Raw genomic sequence first — 18,015 nt, forward strand, 5'->3', positions numbered from 1 at the left:
GACCTGCATCAGCGTGGTGATGTCCTTGACCGTCTGGCCCTGCGCGGACATCAGCACCACGATCGCCCGGCGGAGTTTCACCGGGTCCTTCGCGGTGCGACTGATCCGCTGCAGCCGGCGGCCTTCCTCCATACTCACCGGCCGGACGAACACACTCGGCGGGCGTCCCACAACCACCTCCAAGATCAGGTCTCGGAGACAGTCTGCTGGCTCACGAGCAGCGGGCCGATTACCCGGCCAAGGCTGCGTGACGAGCCACTAGCGAGGTGAGCGTCGAGCTGGTCGGGGAGTCGGTGGTGCGGTGCTGGCGCGCCGCGGCCGGGCCGGCGGCTCAAGGGGCGGCAGGATGACCGTGCGGGCGGTCGGGTCCGCGGGGCCCGGCGCCTCGACGGCCGCCCCCGCAGTCTGCAACGCTCAGAGCGCCTGCGGGAGCGTTCAGCCCGCGGCCCCGTCTCCCACCGATGCAGCGGGCGATATCCGTGCGCCGCGTGCGCCGATGGAGGTGCGGCGCGGACGTAAAGGCCGTTTTCGACGGATGGACGGCAGCGCCGCGCCGGGCTGCGGGGCGCGGGGTGCGTGTGAGGGGAAGGGCAACCGGATCGCGGCGCCTTACAGGGGCACCGCCGGCCCGAGGCTACCGCTGGGGGAGGGCGAGTTCGCGGCCGCGGTAGAAGCCCTCCCGCTCCTCGACGACATACGGGGCCATGGCCGTACGCCGCTGGGCCTCCGGCTCGGAGGCCCGCCAGGAGTCGCACGCCTCTTGGGAGTCCCAGAACGACACCCCGGTGATCTCCTGTCCGTCCTCGGACCAGTACGCGAAGGCGCGGCGCATGCCCTGCGCGTAGGCGGCCGGGCGCCATGCACGCTCGAACTCCTCCAGTGTGCCCGGCTGAAGGCGGCGCGTCGTCACCCAGACGAAGTGCTCCTCCATCGCAGTCTCCTCCGCAGCGCCGTTCGGTTGCCCGCCCCGCTCATCACACCACCGTAGGTCCCCGGCACCCGTTCTGCCTGTGCAGCGATCGCAGCGCTGCCGAGGATCCCTGGCACGGTTCAGGGCCGCGTCGGCCTGGTGTCGTAGGACGGCTTTTGGCCGCGGGGCCGCCGGGACGGACCATGGAAAGGGGGCCCGAACCGCGTTCGGGCCTACCCCCTGTGTCTCCTTTCGGCGGTGAGGGCGATGAAGGGTTCGATCCGGATCGGGAGGGTGCGGGGTCTGGAGCTGCGGGCGCACTGGAGCGTGCCGCTGATCATGCTGCTCTTCGCGTACGGCCTGGCCAAGCGGACACTGCCCACCTACGCGCCGGGCATGGCCCCGGTGGTGTACGCGGTTGCCGCAGTCGTCGGTGCTGTGCTGTTGCTCGTGAGCCTGGTGGTGCATGAGGCGGCGCATGCGCTGACGGCCCGCCGAGCTGGGATATCCGTGCAGGACGTGACGCTGTGGGCGCTGGGCGGGATGACCCGGATGGACCGGCCGACGACGGCACGGGCGGCGTTCGCGGTCGCTGTCAGCGGGCCGCTCGCCAGCCTGCTGCTCGGCGGGGCCGCCCTCGGAGGCGCGGCCGGGGTGGACGCGGTACTCCATTGGCGGATACCGGTTGCCGTGCTGGGCTGGCTGGGCGGCACGAACCTGCTGCTGGGTGTCTTCAACCTGCTGCCCGGCGCGCCACTGGACGGGGGCCGGGTGCTCCAGGCGGCGCTGTGGTGGCGTACGGGGGACCGGGATCGTGCCCAGCGGGCGGCCGGTCGCGGCGGGCAAGTCGTCGGCATGGTGCTGGCCGCGGTGGGATGGTGGACGTTCGTGAAGGGGATGTCGGGCGGATTGTGGCTGATGGTCATCGGCCTGTTCGTGGCGTCCACTGCCGCGGCCGAACGACGGTGGGCCCAGTTGGCCACGGCCCTGCGCGGGGTACGGGTGGCCCAGGCGATGACCCGTCCGGTGGTCACCGGTCCCGACTGGCTCACCGTGGATCGCTTCCTGGCCGAGGCGGCGGCTCAGGTAGGGCATTCGGTTCTGCCGCTGCTGGACTTCGAGGGCCGCCCCAGCGGTGTCGTGCGGCTGCGCCGACTGGCTGCCGTGCCATCCGGGCGTCGGGAGGCGCTGCGGGTACGAGAGGTGGCCACCCCGCTCTCACAGTGCACGATCGCCGCACCGGACGAGCTTTTGACCGCGGTCCTGGAGCGCCTCGGTTCCGGGGGCGGACTGCCCATCCTGGTCATGGACGACGGTCGGCTTGGCGGGATCGTCACCACGTACGACATCGACCGGCTCTCCAAAAGGCAGAGAAGGGGCCCGGAGCAAGGTGGTGGTGCACCTTCCGGCGGCGGTGTCGGCCGCCAGGGGAGTGGTGCGTAGCCGCATCTCACGATCTGCGCACCGCCATGGGCAGCGAGCCACTTTCTTGACCGCGCACAGGCGCGCCGAGCACAGCATGGTCGACCCGACCATGAGCCCGATCGACGGCAGCCCTGCGGGCGTCTTCTCGGATCGGGATCGTCGCTCAGGACATCTCGCTGGTGACGAGCGGGCACGCAAGCGCACATGGTCGGTCCGGCCACGAGGTGGACCACGGCAGTACAGCGGACCTGTTGCCCGATTGTGACCGCTGGTCGGGGATTGTGGCCGACGGTCTGGTCGGGGGTGCCGCGTGAGCTGACGTTATGAAACCCACGCCCGTTTCCGCACCCGCCGACGCCGGCCGCCTCCTGTTTGCGCAGTCCGCTCGCCGCCCTCGCCGCCGCGCGCGGTTCGTGCGGGCGAGGGCGTGATGGGCGGTTACGGCGCGGGGATTCGCCGCGGGGCGATGGCGGCGGATCGGTTCACCCAAATCCGCAACGGCCTCTTCCGCGACCCGAAGATCTCCTATCGCGCCAAAGGGGTCTTCGGGCTCATCTCCACCCACCGGGACGGCTGGCGGGTCAGCGTTGCCGAACTGGCCCGGCAGGGCCCGGAGGGGAAGGACGCCGTCACCGTCGCGCTCAAGGAGTTGGAGCGGCATGGATATTTGGTCCGCGAGCGTGAACGACGCGCGGACGGCACGCTCGGCGCCGCCTCCTACTTCATCACGGACATGCCCGAACCCCCCGCCCGCCGCCCCGGCCCGGCACCACCGCCTTCCACCACACCGCCGGCCACCGGCAAGGACAATCGCAGGTCGGAGCCAGAGCCGGAAAAGCCTGCGCAGGCTGAACCTGCGCAGGCTGACCCGCTCACAAAGAACACCAACAGAAAGAAGACCACCCGCCAGAACACCAACCCCGTCCGTCCATCCGTCCCTCACGCGCACAGGCGCGATAACGACGACGCCACACAAACACCGCCCGACGGCAGGCAAAGCCCATCCCGTCACACGCCACCGGGGGAGCCCTCTGCGGGCGCCCGACTGCTGCTGTCGATCGGCGTTGAGCATCCTGAACTGCTGCTGACTGGACCCGCATTGCGGGACCAGGGCCAGGTCGTGACCGCCATGCTGGAGACGGGCTGGAGCCCCGAGCAGGTGCGCCGCATCGTTGCCAGCCGACCGCTGCCGGGCCGGATCCGCAGCTCCGTCGACGCGATCGTCGCCGCCCGACTGAACGCCGCCCACGCCTACCCGCCCCCGGCCGCATGCCCGGATACCGCCCCCGCGGCCCGGCCCTCCCAGACCGCCCTCGCCGACCACCGCCCGGTACGCGAGGCGCTGGCCTACCGGGCGCTCGCCGAATGCACCGGCTGCGGCTTGCCCGGATGCGCCCCAGGCAAGAACCTCTGCCCCGCCTGCCTGAAGTGGCCGCTGTGCAGCTGCTGCACCGGCCCCACGCCCCGGCGCGCCCACCCCGACAGCGACGGCCGCTGCGCCACCTGCGCCACCGCCGCAACTCGCCGGCTGGAAGGCACCAGCGCATGACGAGCCGCACGCCACCGCCCACGGCGCCAGCCCCCGGGCTGCAGCCCTTCGCCCAGCAACCCGGCCACTGGGAGCAGCAGCGAACTCGTGCCCAGCTCACCGGTCACCTGGGACCTCCGAGGATGCGCCGGCCTTCAGGCCAGGGAGGAATCGGGTAGCTTTCGGCGTGATGCCGCCCATAATGATCAAGAGCTCTCAACTGTCAGTGCTCCCGGGTAGGTTCGGATGCATGACGACAGAAGCGTCCACGAAGGGCACCGGGCATTGTTCCTCGGGCCGTGCTTACAGTTGAATCGCCACCCCGCATCTATCTTGCTCATACTTGGCGTGTCCACAACCATGGGCCAGTCGGCATAGCCTGCCCCGGGAGGACACATGCGTCCCATTTTCAGCAGGAGAACAGTCCTGACCGCGTCGGCCGCGAGCGGTGCGTCGGCGCTGGTAGCGACGGGAACGGCCGAGGCGGTGCAAGCACCAGGAAAGGGCGACCGCCCACCCGTGACGGCCCAGCCTCCAACCCGTGAACTGCGCGCACTGCTTCAGGAGATCGATCCGGTCCGCATCGAGGCGACAGTCCGAAAGCTCGTCTCCTTTGGTACTCGGCACACCCTTTCCATCCAAGACGACCCCGCACGCGGCATCGGCGCTGCCCGCGACTGGCTGCTCGCCGAGCTCCGCTCGTACGCCGCGGCTTCCGCCGGCCGCATGACGGCGGAACTCCAGTCGTACATCCAGGAACCGGCGTCCCGCATCCCCACTGCAACCCGCATCACGAACGTGATCGCCACCCTGCGGGGCTCGGTGACCCCGGAGCGCGTGTACGTCGTCTCCGGCCATTACGACTCACGCGTCACGGATGTCATGGACGCCACCTCGGATGCGCCGGGAGCGGACGACGACGCATCCGGTGTGGCCGTGGTTTTGGAGCTGGCCCGCGTGATGGCGAAGCGGCGGCCGGCGTCGACGATCGTCTTCGCGGCGGTGGCAGGGGAGGAGCAGGGGTTGTACGGGGCGACGCACATGGCCCAACAGTTCAAGGCGGCCGGCGTCGACGTGCAGGGCATGTTCACCAATGACATCGTCGGCAGCTCCACCGCGGACGACGGCACGAGGGATCCGTACACCGTCCGCCTCTTCGCGGAGGGCGTCCCGTCCTCCGAAACGCCCGAGCAGGCCGCGATACGCCGATCAGTGGGTGGCGAGAACGACTCCGCGACCCGTCAACTGTCTCGGTTCGTACGCGACGTGGCCGACAACGATGTGACCGGCATGCACGTCCGCGTTATCTACCGCCGGGACCGTTACCTTCGGGGCGGCGACCACATCCCGTTCCTCGAACGGAGTTACCCGGCGGCGCGCTTCACGGAACCGGCCGAGGACTTCGCCCACCAGCACCAGGACGTACGCGTCGACGAGACGGGCAAGCAGTTCGGCGACCTGCCCGAGTTCTGCGACTTCCGATATATCGCTCGTGTGGCCCGGGTCAACGCTGCGACCTTGTGGTCCCTGGCCCAGGCTCCCGGCACGCCACGGGGCGCGAAGATCATCACCTCAACGCTGACGAACTCCACGGACCTGGTGTGGACCCGGGGCACCGAGCCGGACCTGGCCGGCTACGAGATCGTCTGGCGCGAGACCACGGCTCCCGAATGGACCCACGTCATCCCGGTCGGAGACGTGACGCGACAAGGAGTGGACCTGTCCAAGGACAACGTGTTCTTCGGGGTGAGAGCGGTAAACAAGGCGGGGCTCAAGAGCCCGGTCGCCTTTCCGGAACCGGCTTCATGATGATGTCCCCGTCGGTATCTGGCTCGTAGTGGCAGATCGGCGCTGAGTGCTCAGCTATACGTCAGGGCCGGTCGCCCACCCGTTCGACATGCTGGGCGATCAGCGTCTGGCACACTGCGGGCCGCCCAACGCCTCACCGGCCTGGACCGACCATGTCCGCGGGGCAGATCGTGCAGTCGCGGCACATGCCGCCGCTCGTAGTCCCGGCGAGCACAGAATCGGCCTGTTCTGGGTACTCGAGGCTGCCGCAGCCGACACCGGATGCAGCGCCCTACCGGGCCCTGCCCTGCTTGCCTCGGCTGTCAACCGGAAGGAGCAGCTCGATGAATGACCTGCGCACCGAGGAGGACGTCCGTGGTTTCCTCCGCCTGTGCCTCGATCCCGGACGTGGCGTGGAGCGAGCGCCGCTTCAGCCAACCGGCGACGCCACCCCCGAAACCGTGTGGGCCGAACCCGTGACCGATCAGCAGCACAGGGGGCACCGCCGCCGCAACCAGCACTTTGAACAGACGCATGGAGGCCGAGACGGCGGCGGCAGACCCCACCACGTCGAGCATGCCCGCCTGCCGCTGCCAAGATGTGGCGCGGCTGCGCTGGGTGCTTAAGACCCGTATCTGTCGAACACGGCTCAGGGCGGGTGTTTGAAGAGAACCAGCAGTCCGAATGCGTACCAGCCGGCGAAGATCGCTCCGCTTCCGTAGAGGCAGCCCTGGACGGTGCGGGGCAGTCGGGCGACCGGCCGCATGACCAGCAGGAGCATGATCGGCAGGAACGGCAGGATGAAGCGGGGCTTGGACAAGGGTGCGCCCGGTGTGCCGAACATCAGCTCCCAGGCTCCGGCGAGCGCCAGTACCAGTGGCCATGGCACCTGGCGGTCCAGTGCCAGGGCGACCACGCCTACAGCTACGACGAGGATCACCGTCAGCACCAGCGGATAGCGGATGTCCATACTCTGATAGGTGATCAGTTTCTGCAGGAACCGCAGACTGCCCAGGCCGAAGTCGAATTGCTGGTCCCAGGCCTTCTCCGCGATGAACCAGCCGTCGAGCCGGCCTATGCGGCTGCCCAGGTAAAGCCAGCTGAAGATGAGTCCGAGCGGCGCAAGGCCCATCGCTGCCCATGGCCGCCAGCCGGCCCGGCGCAGCGTCATGGCTCGGATCGCGCTGACGGCTACCACTGCCACCAGTACGGCCGAGGTCGGCCGCACAGTGCCGGCCAGCGCGCACAGGACGCCCGCCCACAACCAGCGGCGCGCCACCACCGCGATCAGCGTCCACATGAGGAAGGCGGTGAAGGTGGCCTCGGAGTAGGGCACCCACAGGGCGAACGCGTACGGCGAGCACGCCCAGAGCCCCACGCAGGCGTAACCCGCACGACGGCCGAACAGACGTGCATGTTCTCCACGTGGTGGTGATGGAGTCGGGCCGGGTGGCTGGACGGGCCGGTGGACGGTGCAGTGAGATGACCCCGCCGTGGCGATGACACCAGGAGTCGTTCACGAGGCGGCCCGGGAGATCACTGAGTCGACCACGGCAACGCGGTTGGACAGATCGTCGGCAGGGATGGCGATGAGCTCGTAGCCGAAATCGCGGTAGCTCTGTTCGTGGATCTTCTCGAAGACCAACGATTCCTGAAAACTGATCCGCCGGGCCGCGGTGGGCTCGCAGAAGCCCAGATTGCGAACGAAGAGCACCTGCCGCTCATAGATCCCGAAAGAGGTGATCCGTTTGAGTTCTGCGGCCAACGCCCGGGACACCGGCCGGCTCAGATAGGTGGCGAGTGTGGGTACAGACCGGTGACCGGTCGAACACCTGGACAGAGCCGGTGGTGCAGGCCTCCAGCTGCCGCTGCACAGTGACGATCTCGTCGATGAAGGATGCCCGCGCCCATGGCTCGTCCTCGCCCTGCCCTCATCCGGCACGAAGGTAATCAGCTCCGCTGAAGTGCATTTGCTTTTAGGGTAGTTCCAGCCGTTCTTGGGGGATCGCCGGACGGCTGGGATTGGCGGGCGTGCCGCCCACCACGATTTCCCCGACGACCATGCGGTGGACCACATCACCGAACTGACGGCACGTGACCACCTCGCACCGGGTGGCAGTCCCTGCGATGGCGTACTCGACCATCGTCAGCACGCCCAGGCCCTCTTCGCACATGTATCGGTCAAGGTTCAGCTCCCGGGGGCCGAGCCAGACTTCGTCGTCGGTGTCAAACTTTCCTTTGAATGCCTGGGTGGACAACACAATGCCTTCGCCTAGTGCATCTTCCTTGATCTCTTCCATGGCCTCTTCCCACACCGTGAGGGCATCGGTGGACATGGCTTTGAGGATCTTTCGGGCCTTGATCCGGATCTCGGTCTCGATGACGCGCCCAGGATCCGGGAACTGCATGGTCAATGTGTAGTCCTTCGTCGGCTTCGGGGAACAATGGAGCAGCCGTCCGTCCGGACGGCTGCTCCATTGAGCTATTTCCATCCTGAAGTTGCTAGTCATGGGCCTGGCGTGAGGCGGGTGCGGAGACTCGGACTGGTCGTGGGCGTGATCGGTAGCATGAGATCGTCTGTCTGTGTCCGGTTCGAGCGAATCGGGGCGCCGGGACCCCGTGGCCTCCTACGCTCCGAAGCAGGGCTGGACGGGAGGATTTGCTGGTGGTGGACGTGTTGACGTGGGTGATGCAGTGGCGACTGGTGCTCGCCGACCGTGCCGAGCGGCTGCGGAAGGAGCTCGCCGACCTGAACGTGGAGGTCGCGTAACTGGAGGCGGCAGAGGCGGTGTTCGGGCAGTTCGCCGACGCTCAGCGCGCCGGACAGGCCGACGACCCGGCCATGGCCGAGGAGTTCGAGCGGGTCACGATCGCGCCGGGGGCGGGCGGGATGCTGCTGGTCCCGCACCGCGAGGTCGCGATGGGCACCAGCGCGCTGCGTGCGGACTACCACGCGATCATAAAGATCGTGGCCGCGGTGGGCCAGGCCGCCTGGCTTGACTGCCGGGACCGCAGCCACGCCCGGGTGGAAACCAAGATCTGCGACAGCAAGGCCGAGAGCCTGAACCGCTTCCCCTCGCGTTGGGTGCGCGTCAACCAGGCGTGGCTCACCGTCACCGCAATCGCAGCGGACCTGCGCTGCTGGCTCTAACTCCTCGCCTGCACAGGCGGCTTGGCCAAAGCTACTCCGAAGACCCTGCGTTACCGCCTCCTGCACGTGCCCGCCGTGATCGTGCACGGCCAGCGCCGCCGAAGACTGAAGATCCCCGCAAGCTGGCACTGGGCCGAGCAGATCGTCACCGCGTTCCACCACCCTCGCCCCACCAGCGCCGAGAGGAGGCCCCCGCGGCACCTGTGGCCCCGTGGAATCCGGCGCGACAGCCGACGCGCACCTCTACCCGGCAACGCCCGACAGGAAGACAGAAGCGACATCGCGGGCACAAGATCAACCGATAGCGGTCATGAACGATTGAGGGCCGGGATGTCATTCCTGTGCGGAGGTGGTCAACTCCATCATCGCCCGCGAGTAGGTCTCGCCGTCAATTTCGCCGTCGTGATACTGGCGCATCAGCTCGTCGATTTCGGCCTTTAGTTCTGCCCGATCCATCTTTGTCTCCCGATATGTTGAATTCGGCGGCGTCCTCAGTCAGGCAACTCACCTTCGAGGTGGCCGCCCGGCTTGGTTGGGGTGGAGCTTAAATCAGCGTGGACTCGGGGCTATGAGTCCATTTCGTCCTCGGCCTCGCACCAATGATCTCCGCCGTGCTCGGGCTCCAGACGGCAGCGCACCCCTCCCAATTGGCGCCGACCGTACGGGAAGTACAGGGCGTCGCACCAGTTGTCCGAATCAGCCACGTGCATTCCCTTCTCTCGCTGGCGCCTGATGGACGCCGTCATCCTGCTCGCCACCTGGAGAGTGCGTGTCATCCGTCCGCCGAGTGCGGCGTCGAAGTCTGTCGGGAGGTCAAGAGACCTGATCCCTATTCACGATCGTTTCACAGTTGGAGCACTTCAGATGGTTGGTCGTGTACGGCTGGAGCGTGTAGGGGGCTTCACCCCGGATGGTAGACACGGGTTTGTGTGCTTATGCGGCGAGTGTCATGGTAGCCGATTGGCGCTTCTCGTAGGCGACGGGACTGAGCTGGCCGTTGGCCGAATGCCTGCGCCAGGTGTTGTACATGTTCAGCCAGCGGAAGACAGCCGCTCGGCTGGCCCGGGCCAGCGGCGCGCGCCCTTCACCAAGCTCCGCATGAGCGTCCGGCACAGCACCCAGCTCCTGCGCGCTTTGCTCGTACTGACGAACGCCGAGGTCTCCCGCTGACCGACGATCGCTCTCCCGCGATCACGTCCCCGACCAGCCCGACCAGCCCGACCAGCCCGAGCACCCCATCACCGACCCACAACACCCCCAGCGACCTGCAGTTTTCAGGATGGCATCAGCTCATTGTCCCCCGAAGCCGTGTTCACCGGGGCAGGATCACGTTCCTGCCCCTGCCCCTGTTTCGGCGAGCCGGGCTTCGAGGTCCGCGATGCGGCGGTCTTGGAAGCGAAGGTTGGAACGGACGGCCTGGAGGTTCGTTGAGGTGGCGGCTGTCGGCGGCGAGCTGCCGGACCCGTTGCTTGAGGGTGGTGTTCTCGGTGGTGATCCGCTGGATGGCCGCCTCGGTCTACTCTGCCTCCAAGTCGCGGATCTGACCGAGGAGTTCGCCGATGCTGGTGCGCTGGGTGCGGATTTCAGCGTGGGCGGCCTTGAGAGCATCCTCTGCGTTCAGCGCGCGTTCGCGCCAGGTTGCCTCGCGTTCGTCGTCCTGTTCGACGAGCATCCCCGATCGTCGTTCGCCGGCCTCCGTCATCGACGAAGCGAGGCGGCCCGGGCATCGGGGTTGTCATAGAGGAAGGTGCGCGAGACGTCCGCGCGGCGGGCGACGGCGGCGACGCTGACCTGGGCCTTCTCACGCCGCAATCGAGCGATGGCGTCGTGAACGCGCTGAAGGGCGGCACCGGTCTTCTGGCGACGGGCCGCCAGGGCTGCGGTCGTGCGCGGTGCGGGGGGGCGGTGGTCATACGACGTCCTGTTCGGGGTCGGTGTCCTCGGCTGAGCACGTATCGCTGTACTCGCTCTTCTCCTCGATGCCAGCGTCGGCGAGGTCGGCGGCCCGGAAGGCGGTGGACCACACGCGGTGGAAGTAGTTCTGGGGTTTGCGCAAGTCCAGGGCGAGGGCGTCGTCGATGAGGCCGAGGCCGGCCAGGGCCTTCTCCAGGCTGTCGAGGGCACGGGCAATGGGCTCGAAGTAGCGGTGGAGGTAGTCGGCGGTGGCGTCGTCGGGGGAGCGCTCGGCCAGCAGCCGCCACTGCTCGCGCTTGCGCCGCCAGTAGAGGAGGTCGGCGCCTGAGAGGACGAACTCGGCTTCTGCGTGTTGATGTCCTCTTGATTGTCTGTCAGGCAAGGTCACGATTGTGGCAACGGTGTCGCTTATGTGTAGCGGACATGGATAATCTGTGTAGCCCGGCATCTGCGGGGGGTCGGCACCCGGGGGATGCGGTGCTCGTCCATTGATTCTCGGAAGGGTCGTCCGGTTGTTGTGTTGTTGCCGGAGGAGTTCGTGATCCGGTCCGGGCTGTCGTTTTGATGGTGTGGGGGACAGGGTCAGGCTCCGTCACTTCCCTGGATCGTTGGCTGCCGCTCCGAGCACGTGTGTCGGTGCTGCCCGCTACGGTCGGCATGAACAGAAATGACCGACGAGTCTGTAGGAACTGTTGCGTGGGCTCGTCCAAGCTCGAGGCAGGCCATGACCGACTGGCGGTTCGATGTCCCGACTACCGGCAGCAAGATCCTTGTGCCGGATGCCCGTTCCTGGGAGGCGCTGAGCAGCCAGGGATATGACTTCGAGGTGGCCGTTGCCGACCTCGTGGACAACTCGGTCGATGCCGGTGCCAGGGATGTCGTGATCCACTTCTTGCGCGACGGGGACCGGCTCGTCAGTCTCCTGGTCGTCGATGACGGCTGGGGGATGGACGAGGAGGGGTTGGACGTCGCCATGACTGTCGGTGGCCGTCAGGACTACGGGGCGAAGGCCCTGGGCATGTTCGGCACCGGTCTGAAGTCCGCGTCCTTGTCGCAGGCGGACAGTGTGACCGTGGTCAGCAAGACCCGGCGCACCCGCCCGGTGGGGCGGCGGTGGGCGATGGAGCGTGCCAAGAGTGACCACCGCTGCGACATTGTGGATCCTGGCTACGCCCAGACTCTGCTCGACCGCTACTACGACCGGCCGATCACCTGGCAGGGAACGGTCGTGCGGTGGGACGGCGTCAAGGACTTCCCTCGGCATGGCGGTGGAGGTCAGACCGATCGCTACCTCAATCGGATCATCGCCCGGCTGGGCCTGCACCTGGGGCTTCATTTGCACCGTTTTCTGGCCCGCGAGGATTTCAACATAACCATCGCGGTCGAGGATGTGCGCACCGGCACGGTGTACCTGGACTTCGGCGTGCAGCCGGTGGATCCCTTCGGGTACCCGGTCAGCGGAGACCCGACCTACCCGCGTCGGTTCACGGCTCCCATCGCTGGCCAGGGGGATGTCGCACTGCGGGCCCACATCTGGACGCCTCGATCGAACCTCGACGGATACAAGGCCATCGGGTCGGTGCTGGAGCGCCAGGGCTTCTACTTCTACCGCAACGATCGTCTGGTTCAAGCGGGCGGCTGGAACAAGTTCCGCCAGGCCGAGCAACACCTCTCGCTCGCCCGTGTCGCCATCGACCTACCCCCCAACCTGGGCGACGCGTTCAGGCTGACGGTGAAGAAGTCCGGTGTGGAAACCTCCCCCGACTTCGCCAGCTCGCTCGAGCAAGCGCAGGACGCAGACGGCACGTCCTTCCTCGAATACCTCGCCGCTGCGCAGGACGCCTATCGTGAGGCCCGCCGGCGTAGCGGCCCCACGCGCGAGCCGGTGATCCCGCCCGGCAAAGGCATCCCCCCTGAGATTCGGCAGGTGATCAAGGAAGAATTGCCTTTCCGGGAGTACGAGGACCCGGTCGAGATCCGTTGGCAGAAGCTGGAGGGGGGAGAGTTTTTCGATCTGGACCGTGAGAACCACGTCATCCGCCTGAACTCGATGTATCGGACGGCGATCCTGGGCGGGCGCCGGGGCGGGCTCAACGACGCACCGATGATCAAGTCGCTCTTGTACCTGATGCTCCAACAGGTCTTCCAGAAGGCACACAGCGGTCCGAGGGAGAAGGACACCCTGCAGCTGTGGCAGTCCATCCTGGTGGCCGCGGCCCGTTCCGAACTGGACCGGTTGGTGGAGGATGACTGAACGGCACACCCGGCCCGACCCTGAGGTCGCCTGGGGCGACATCGAGTACTACCTCGATCGCGGTTTGGCCACCACCGTGCGCCTGAACGGGCTTGCCAGGCCCCGCGTGGATTATGTCGTTGCCGCCCAGGACATTGCCCTGCACGTGGAACTGGGCGCGCATCAGCGACCGCCGCGATCCGCCCTTCCGATGATCCGCATCGACCAGGTTGCGGTCGAGGGGCTGCGCATGGCCAGGATCCGTAGCGTCGATCCTTCCCTTGCGCGCGATTTCCACGACTTGCTGTGTGCGGTGGCCCACCGCATCGTCGAGCACCATCACAGTCTGGAGGAGGCCTTTGCCGAGACGGTTCGGGCCTGGAGTGCCCTGCTGAACCGTCGACGGGTGCTGGACACGGAGAAACGCATCGGTCTGATCGGTGAACTTGCTGTCCTCCATGCCATCGGCGCCCTTCCGGGCATCGGCTGGGCCGACGCGGTCACTGCGTGGGTCGGCGGCAGTGCCGAGGAACACGACTTCGCGTTGCCCGCGTATGACATCGAAGTCAAGACCACGGCCTTGGAGCAGCGACGTCACGTCATCCACGGCGCAGGTCAGCTGACCCCCAAGCCGCACCGTCCTCTGTGGCTTGTCTCGCTCCAGGTCACCCGTGGGGGTGCATCCGGCCGCTCACTCGCCGACTGCGTCACCGCCGTGCGTGATCAGGTGCGTACGCACGCGCCGCAACAGCTTGTAGTGCTCGACGACCACTTGGCCGGCTACGGGTGGGACCCCGCCGCGACAGACGAGGAGCGATGGTCATTGCGCTCCGCCCCGCTCGTCCTGCCGGTGGACGCTCGGCTGCCCAGGATCGACGACCCCTTGTTGGACGGGATGTCGCCGACACTGCGCGCCCGGATCGACAACCTGAGTTACCGCATCGACCTGACCGGACTGCCGCCCGCACCACAACCGCCTGCACCGTTGATTGTTCTCCGCCTCCCCTGATCCACCTCCATCTTCCAGTCCTTGACGAGGAACCGATGATCGACGACGCCACCCGTCTGGCCCTGCACCGGGACGCCCTGGCCGGAATGGCCGGGGGACGCCCCAAGCGACTCCAGCGCGCCTTGGACTTCTATGGTGAGGAACTCGACGAGCCCATCGAGGTTCCGGATCGGGATTTCCTCGACTTCCTTCTTGCGGCCCGCCCTGGCGATCAGCTGCTTGAACTGTGGCGCAAGCAGCTCACGGAGTGGGACTTCGTCGACGCCCCGCACTGGAGCGACACCGGCGCACGAACCGACCAGCGCCGTGCGGAGGTGCTGAAACTGCTCGGCCTGGATGCCGACACGAGCAAGGTGATCAACAATTTGATCCCCGTGGCCAAGGAAGCCGCGCCGGTCGTCATCCGCGAGACTCGCCGGGACTGGTACAGCCGCCAGTCGCTCACCGGCCGCAGTTGGTACTGGCCCGCCTACGCTCGGCTGCTGGCCGCCAAGGGCTGGAACGAGGCCGCAGTGGCCGGGCTGGACGAGGCCTCCGACCGGGTGGTGGAACTGCTGGCCGATCCCACCGACGAAGCCGCGTATCAGTCCAAAGGCCTGGTCGTCGGCTATGTCCAGTCCGGCAAGACCGCCAACTTCACCGGTGTCATCGCCAAGGCCGTCGACGCCGGCTACAGGCTCGTCATCGTCCTGGGAGGCACGTTGAATCTGCTGCGCGCCCAGACCCAGCGCAGGCTGGACATGGAACTGGTGGGCCGGGAGAACATACTGCGCGGGGCTCCCGACCACGAATCCGACTACGCCGACGACCCGGCATGGATCCAGGGCAAGTTCCTCACCCACGGTGCCCTGCCCTCCACCCTGGGCGGTGTCGACATCGTCCGAATGACGACCCGGGACAACGACTACAAGAGCCTGCTGCAGGGCATCGTCGCGCTTGAATTCGAGAAGCAGGAACCGGCGTTGCCCTTGTACGAGGCTCGCAACCTGCACCGCAGTTCGGCGCGGCTCATGGTGGTCAAGAAGAACAAGACCGTGCTCGCCAAGCTGGTCAAGGACCTCAACAAGATCAAGACGCCGCTCGGTGAGATCCCGGTGCTGATCATCGACGACGAGTCGGACGAGGCCTCGGTCAACACCAGCAACCTCAGCAAGCCCGACGCAGAACGCACAGCGATCAACGAGAAGATCTCCGAGCTGCTCCGGATGTTGCCGCGTGCCCAGTACGTCGGATACACGGCGACGCCTTTCGCCAACGTCTTCATCGATCCCAGTGACGCCGAGGACATCTTCCCGAAGGACTTCATCATCTCCCTGCCGCGCCCGGCCGGGTACATGGGCGTCCAGGACTTCCACGACCTCGACTCGAACCCTCTGCCGCAGCAGCGCACCGTCGCCAACTCCAATGAGAAGGCCCACGTGCGCGACATCGTTCTGAACGATGAGGAGGACGACAGCTGTCTGCGTCAGGCGATCGACATGTTCGTGCTCACTGCCGCCATGAAGCTGTACCGCGAAGCCAACGGCCTCGGTGACCGCTACTTCCAGCACCACACCATGCTCATCCACGAGTCTGTGCGGACCCACGACCACCGTGAGCTTCTCGCGCTGGCCACCCGGCTGTGGTACGAGAGCGGCTACACCGGTGCCGCCGGCCACGCCCGGCTGCGCGCACTCTTCGACACCGACATCGCTCCGGTCTCCCACGCCCGCGCCGAGGGCGAGGCAGTGCCCGCGAGCTTCGACGAGCTGATGCCCTTCGTCGGTGCCGCATACATGCGCATCGGAGGCGATGACAAGCCCATCATCGTCGTCAACGGCGACAAGGACATCGAGACCGGCGAGGCCGACTTCGACAAGCGATCGATCTGGAAGATCCTCATCGGCGGTCAGAAACTCGCCCGGGGCTTCACCGTCGAAGGCCTGACCGTTTCCTACTACCGCCGTCGCGCCACCAACGCATCCACACTCATGCAGATGGGCCGGTGGTTCGGCTTCCGCCGCGGCTACCGCGACCTCGTCCGCCTCTACGTCGGCCGGGAGGAGACGAGCGGGGCCAAGGAGATCGACCTTTACCAGGCGTTCGAGGCCATCTGCCGTGACGAGGAAGCATTCCGCGCCCAGCTCGAGCAGTACGCCAGGCCGATCGACGGTGAAGCTCAGATAACACCCGCCCAGGTTCCACCACTCGTCTCGCAACACCTGCCGTGGCTCAAGCCGACCAGCCCCAACAAGATGTTCAATGCACGTCTGGTCGAGGTCCGCACCCCAGGTCAGTGGGAGGAGCCCACCGCCTACCCGAGCAAGGCGGCGCCGCTCAAGCGCAACAACGAGCTGTGGGCTCCGATCCTGGATCGCCTCTCGGACGAAACGACGCCCTTCACGCACACTGTGACGCGTGAGACCGGCGAGGCGGTCACCTTCCGCTTCCCCGCGCGCACCGCACTCGTCGCACACGGCGACCTGATGGAGGTGCTCCGGACGGTGGAGTGGGGAGCGGAACAGCAGTTCGCCCCGCACCGAAGGTACCTGGAGGAGATCGGCGGCACCCTGGCCCAGGTCGAGGACTGGCTGGTCGTCGCCCCACAGCACGCAGGGGGCAACAAGAGACTGCTGCTTGGCAGCAAGGCGCGCTCCTTCTCGTGGTTCGGTCGCGATCGACGCCGCGGACCGTTGTTCGGAGCGATCAGCGAGCCCAGGCACCGGCCGGCCCTGCTCAGGATCGCAGGAGCGTTGCCGTCCTGCGGTGATGAGGCGACGGATGCGCTCGCCGCCAGGCGGCGAGGAGTACTGGCGTTGTTCCCGGTGGTCGAGGGGAAGCACACCTCAGACATCAGCGTTGACGGCACGCTCGATCCGGGCAAACTCGTGCTCGCTTTCGCCTTTGTCGCGCCGATCACGGCGCACGGCAAAGACAACAAGGTGGTGCGTTTCACGACAATCGACTCTTCTCGGGAAGGGGACGCAATCATCACAAATCAGGACGCCTAGCATCCCTATGCCTGTCAGTGGGGGGTTCTACGCTTCTGATGGATGCGGTGGTGCGTGCGGACGATGCACCACCGCCGTCGGGTGCACCGGTGGGGGAATGGGTGGAAGCGCACAGACACACTTCGCTTGAGATCTGCGCCGGCGCGGGCGCCCAAGCGCTCGGGCTGGAACGGGCCGGTTTCGACCCGATCATGCTGATGGACACCAAGGAGCACGCCTGCCGGACGGTCCGACTCAACCGGCGCCGCTGGGACGTGCGCTGCATCGACCTGCTCGACTTCGATCCCGCAGAGCACCCTCAGACCTATGACGTCGACCTGCTCAGCGGCGGCCTTCCCCGGGTCAAGTCCGCAGCGGCCGTGCGGCGCCCCGAGGACACGGCGGAACGCGGGCTGCTCAAGGCCGCGATCTGGCTGTTGACCGCGGTCAGACCCAAGGCCCTGTTGCTCGAGAACGTCGCCGACCTTGTGGAAAGCGACGACTTCGCCGACGACCGCTCCTGGATCGAGGACGAGCTGACGCACGCCGGTTACCGGCCTTTCTGGAAGGTGCTCAACGCCGCCGACTTCGACGTCCCCCAAATCCGCCGCAGCGGATTCCTCGTCGCCCTTGCCGCTCCGTACCACGGTGCCTTCGCATGGCCCGAGCCCAGCGGCCGTCCTGCACCCACCGTGGGCGAAACCCTCGGCCCCTCCATGGCTGTTGGCGGCTGGCCCGGTGCGCAGCGCTGGGCCGAGCACGCCGATCGCCCGGCCCCTGCGCTCGTCGGCGGCTCCGACCGTCGCGGTGGCGCCGACCTCGGCCCCACCGGTAGCAAGAAGGCATGGGCCTCCCTGGGCGTCAACGGCAACAGCCTCGGCGACGACTTCCCGCCTGCGGACTTCCCGATCGGAGGCCTGCCCCGACTCAACGTACGTCAGGCGGCGATGATCCAGTCCATCCCCGAGGACTGGGTCTTCTTCGGCGGCAAGACCTCGGTCTACCGGCAGATCGGCCATGCCATGCCCCCGCCCCTTGCGACTGCGGTGGGACATGCCATCGCAGCCACCCTGCACAGCTAAAATCGG

Annotated in this window: 17 protein-coding genes; 8 read left to right on the top strand and 9 right to left on the bottom strand. The window is 67.2% G+C overall.

Features of this window, described 5'->3' with window-relative positions; genetic code table 11:
• Positions 1-634 precede the first annotated feature (634 nt).
• Entirely contained in the window at positions 635-931 is a 297-nt protein-coding gene (locus tag ADL25_RS34035; protein ID WP_059131760.1) for a hypothetical protein, read from the bottom strand.
• Between the two features lie 246 nt (positions 932-1,177).
• Between ADL25_RS34035 and ADL25_RS34040 the strand changes: the two genes are divergently transcribed.
• The 3 genes from ADL25_RS34040 (at position 1,178) to ADL25_RS34050 (ending at position 5,672) form a co-directional block, all read left to right on the top strand.
• On the top strand, positions 1,178-2,353 hold the full coding sequence (locus ADL25_RS34040) for a site-2 protease family protein (protein WP_059131761.1): 1,176 nt from the start codon (positions 1,178-1,180) through the stop codon (positions 2,351-2,353).
• 412 nt (positions 2,354-2,765) lie between these two features.
• Positions 2,766-3,884 (top strand): hypothetical protein, encoded by a 1,119-nt coding sequence (locus tag ADL25_RS34045; protein WP_159045058.1) that lies wholly within the window; start codon positions 2,766-2,768, stop codon positions 3,882-3,884.
• A gap of 375 nt (positions 3,885-4,259) precedes the next feature.
• The gene (locus tag ADL25_RS34050) at positions 4,260-5,672 is read left to right on the top strand and encodes a M20/M25/M40 family metallo-hydrolase (protein ID WP_059131763.1); all 1,413 of its coding nucleotides are present in this window, start codon (positions 4,260-4,262) and stop codon (positions 5,670-5,672) included.
• Between the two features lie 302 nt (positions 5,673-5,974).
• On the opposite strand, the gene ADL25_RS34055 is transcribed toward ADL25_RS34050, so the two are convergent.
• From ADL25_RS34055 to ADL25_RS34070, 4 genes are all read right to left on the bottom strand, one after another.
• Positions 5,975-6,229, bottom strand: coding sequence for a hypothetical protein (locus ADL25_RS34055; RefSeq protein ID WP_059131764.1), 255 nt, complete (start codon positions 6,227-6,229; stop codon positions 5,975-5,977).
• A 71-nt stretch (positions 6,230-6,300) separates the two neighbouring features.
• Positions 6,301-7,029, bottom strand: a complete 729-nt coding sequence (locus ADL25_RS34060; protein ID WP_059131765.1) for a hypothetical protein — start codon at positions 7,027-7,029, stop codon at positions 6,301-6,303.
• A 138-nt stretch (positions 7,030-7,167) separates the two neighbouring features.
• Positions 7,168-7,416 (bottom strand): hypothetical protein, encoded by a 249-nt coding sequence (locus ADL25_RS50955; protein ID WP_234381147.1) that lies wholly within the window; start codon positions 7,414-7,416, stop codon positions 7,168-7,170.
• A gap of 211 nt (positions 7,417-7,627) precedes the next feature.
• Positions 7,628-8,065, bottom strand: coding sequence for a hypothetical protein (locus ADL25_RS34070; RefSeq protein WP_234381148.1), 438 nt, complete (start codon positions 8,063-8,065; stop codon positions 7,628-7,630).
• 374 nt (positions 8,066-8,439) lie between these two features.
• On the opposite strand from ADL25_RS34070, the gene ADL25_RS34075 reads away from it, so the two are divergent.
• Positions 8,440-8,802 carry a hypothetical protein gene (locus ADL25_RS34075; protein WP_059131767.1) on the top strand — a complete coding sequence of 121 codons (363 nt, stop codon included), beginning with the start codon at positions 8,440-8,442 and terminating at the stop codon, positions 8,800-8,802.
• Positions 8,803-9,135: 333 nt separating this feature from the next.
• Here ADL25_RS34075 and ADL25_RS51665 read toward each other — a convergent pair whose 3' ends face one another.
• From ADL25_RS51665 to ADL25_RS34090, 4 genes are all read right to left on the bottom strand, one after another.
• Entirely contained in the window at positions 9,136-9,258 is a 123-nt protein-coding gene (locus ADL25_RS51665) for a hypothetical protein (protein ID WP_267889292.1), read from the bottom strand.
• 1,060 nt (positions 9,259-10,318) lie between these two features.
• Positions 10,319-10,504, bottom strand: a complete 186-nt coding sequence (locus ADL25_RS50960; protein ID WP_234381149.1) for a hypothetical protein — start codon at positions 10,502-10,504, stop codon at positions 10,319-10,321.
• Positions 10,501-10,788 carry a DUF6262 family protein gene (locus ADL25_RS51670; protein WP_267889293.1) on the bottom strand — a complete coding sequence of 96 codons (288 nt, stop codon included), beginning with the start codon at positions 10,786-10,788 and terminating at the stop codon, positions 10,501-10,503. The genes ADL25_RS50960 and ADL25_RS51670 overlap by 4 nt, the downstream gene beginning before the upstream one ends.
• Positions 10,712-11,098, bottom strand: coding sequence for a hypothetical protein (locus ADL25_RS34090; RefSeq protein ID WP_234381151.1), 387 nt, complete (start codon positions 11,096-11,098; stop codon positions 10,712-10,714). The genes ADL25_RS51670 and ADL25_RS34090 overlap by 77 nt, the downstream gene beginning before the upstream one ends.
• 342 nt (positions 11,099-11,440) lie before the next feature.
• On the opposite strand from ADL25_RS34090, the gene ADL25_RS34095 reads away from it, so the two are divergent.
• The 4 genes from ADL25_RS34095 (at position 11,441) to ADL25_RS34110 (ending at position 18,009) form a co-directional block, all read left to right on the top strand.
• Entirely contained in the window at positions 11,441-12,970 is a 1,530-nt protein-coding gene (locus tag ADL25_RS34095) for an ATP-binding protein (RefSeq protein ID WP_059131769.1), read from the top strand.
• Positions 12,963-13,958, top strand: a complete 996-nt coding sequence (locus tag ADL25_RS34100) for a PD-(D/E)XK motif protein (protein WP_063805793.1) — start codon at positions 12,963-12,965, stop codon at positions 13,956-13,958. Before ADL25_RS34095 ends, ADL25_RS34100 begins: the two co-directional genes overlap by 8 nt.
• A 35-nt stretch (positions 13,959-13,993) precedes the next feature.
• On the top strand, positions 13,994-16,948 hold the full coding sequence (locus ADL25_RS34105; RefSeq protein WP_059131770.1) for a Z1 domain-containing protein: 2,955 nt from the start codon (positions 13,994-13,996) through the stop codon (positions 16,946-16,948).
• Positions 16,949-17,049: 101 nt separating this feature from the next.
• Positions 17,050-18,009, top strand: a complete 960-nt coding sequence (locus ADL25_RS34110; RefSeq protein ID WP_059131801.1) for a DNA cytosine methyltransferase — start codon at positions 17,050-17,052, stop codon at positions 18,007-18,009.
• The last annotated feature ends 6 nt before the right edge of the window (positions 18,010-18,015 follow it).

Source organism: Streptomyces sp. NRRL F-5122 (assembly GCF_001507435.1).
GTDB lineage: Bacteria > Actinomycetota > Actinomycetes > Streptomycetales > Streptomycetaceae > Streptomyces > Streptomyces lannensis.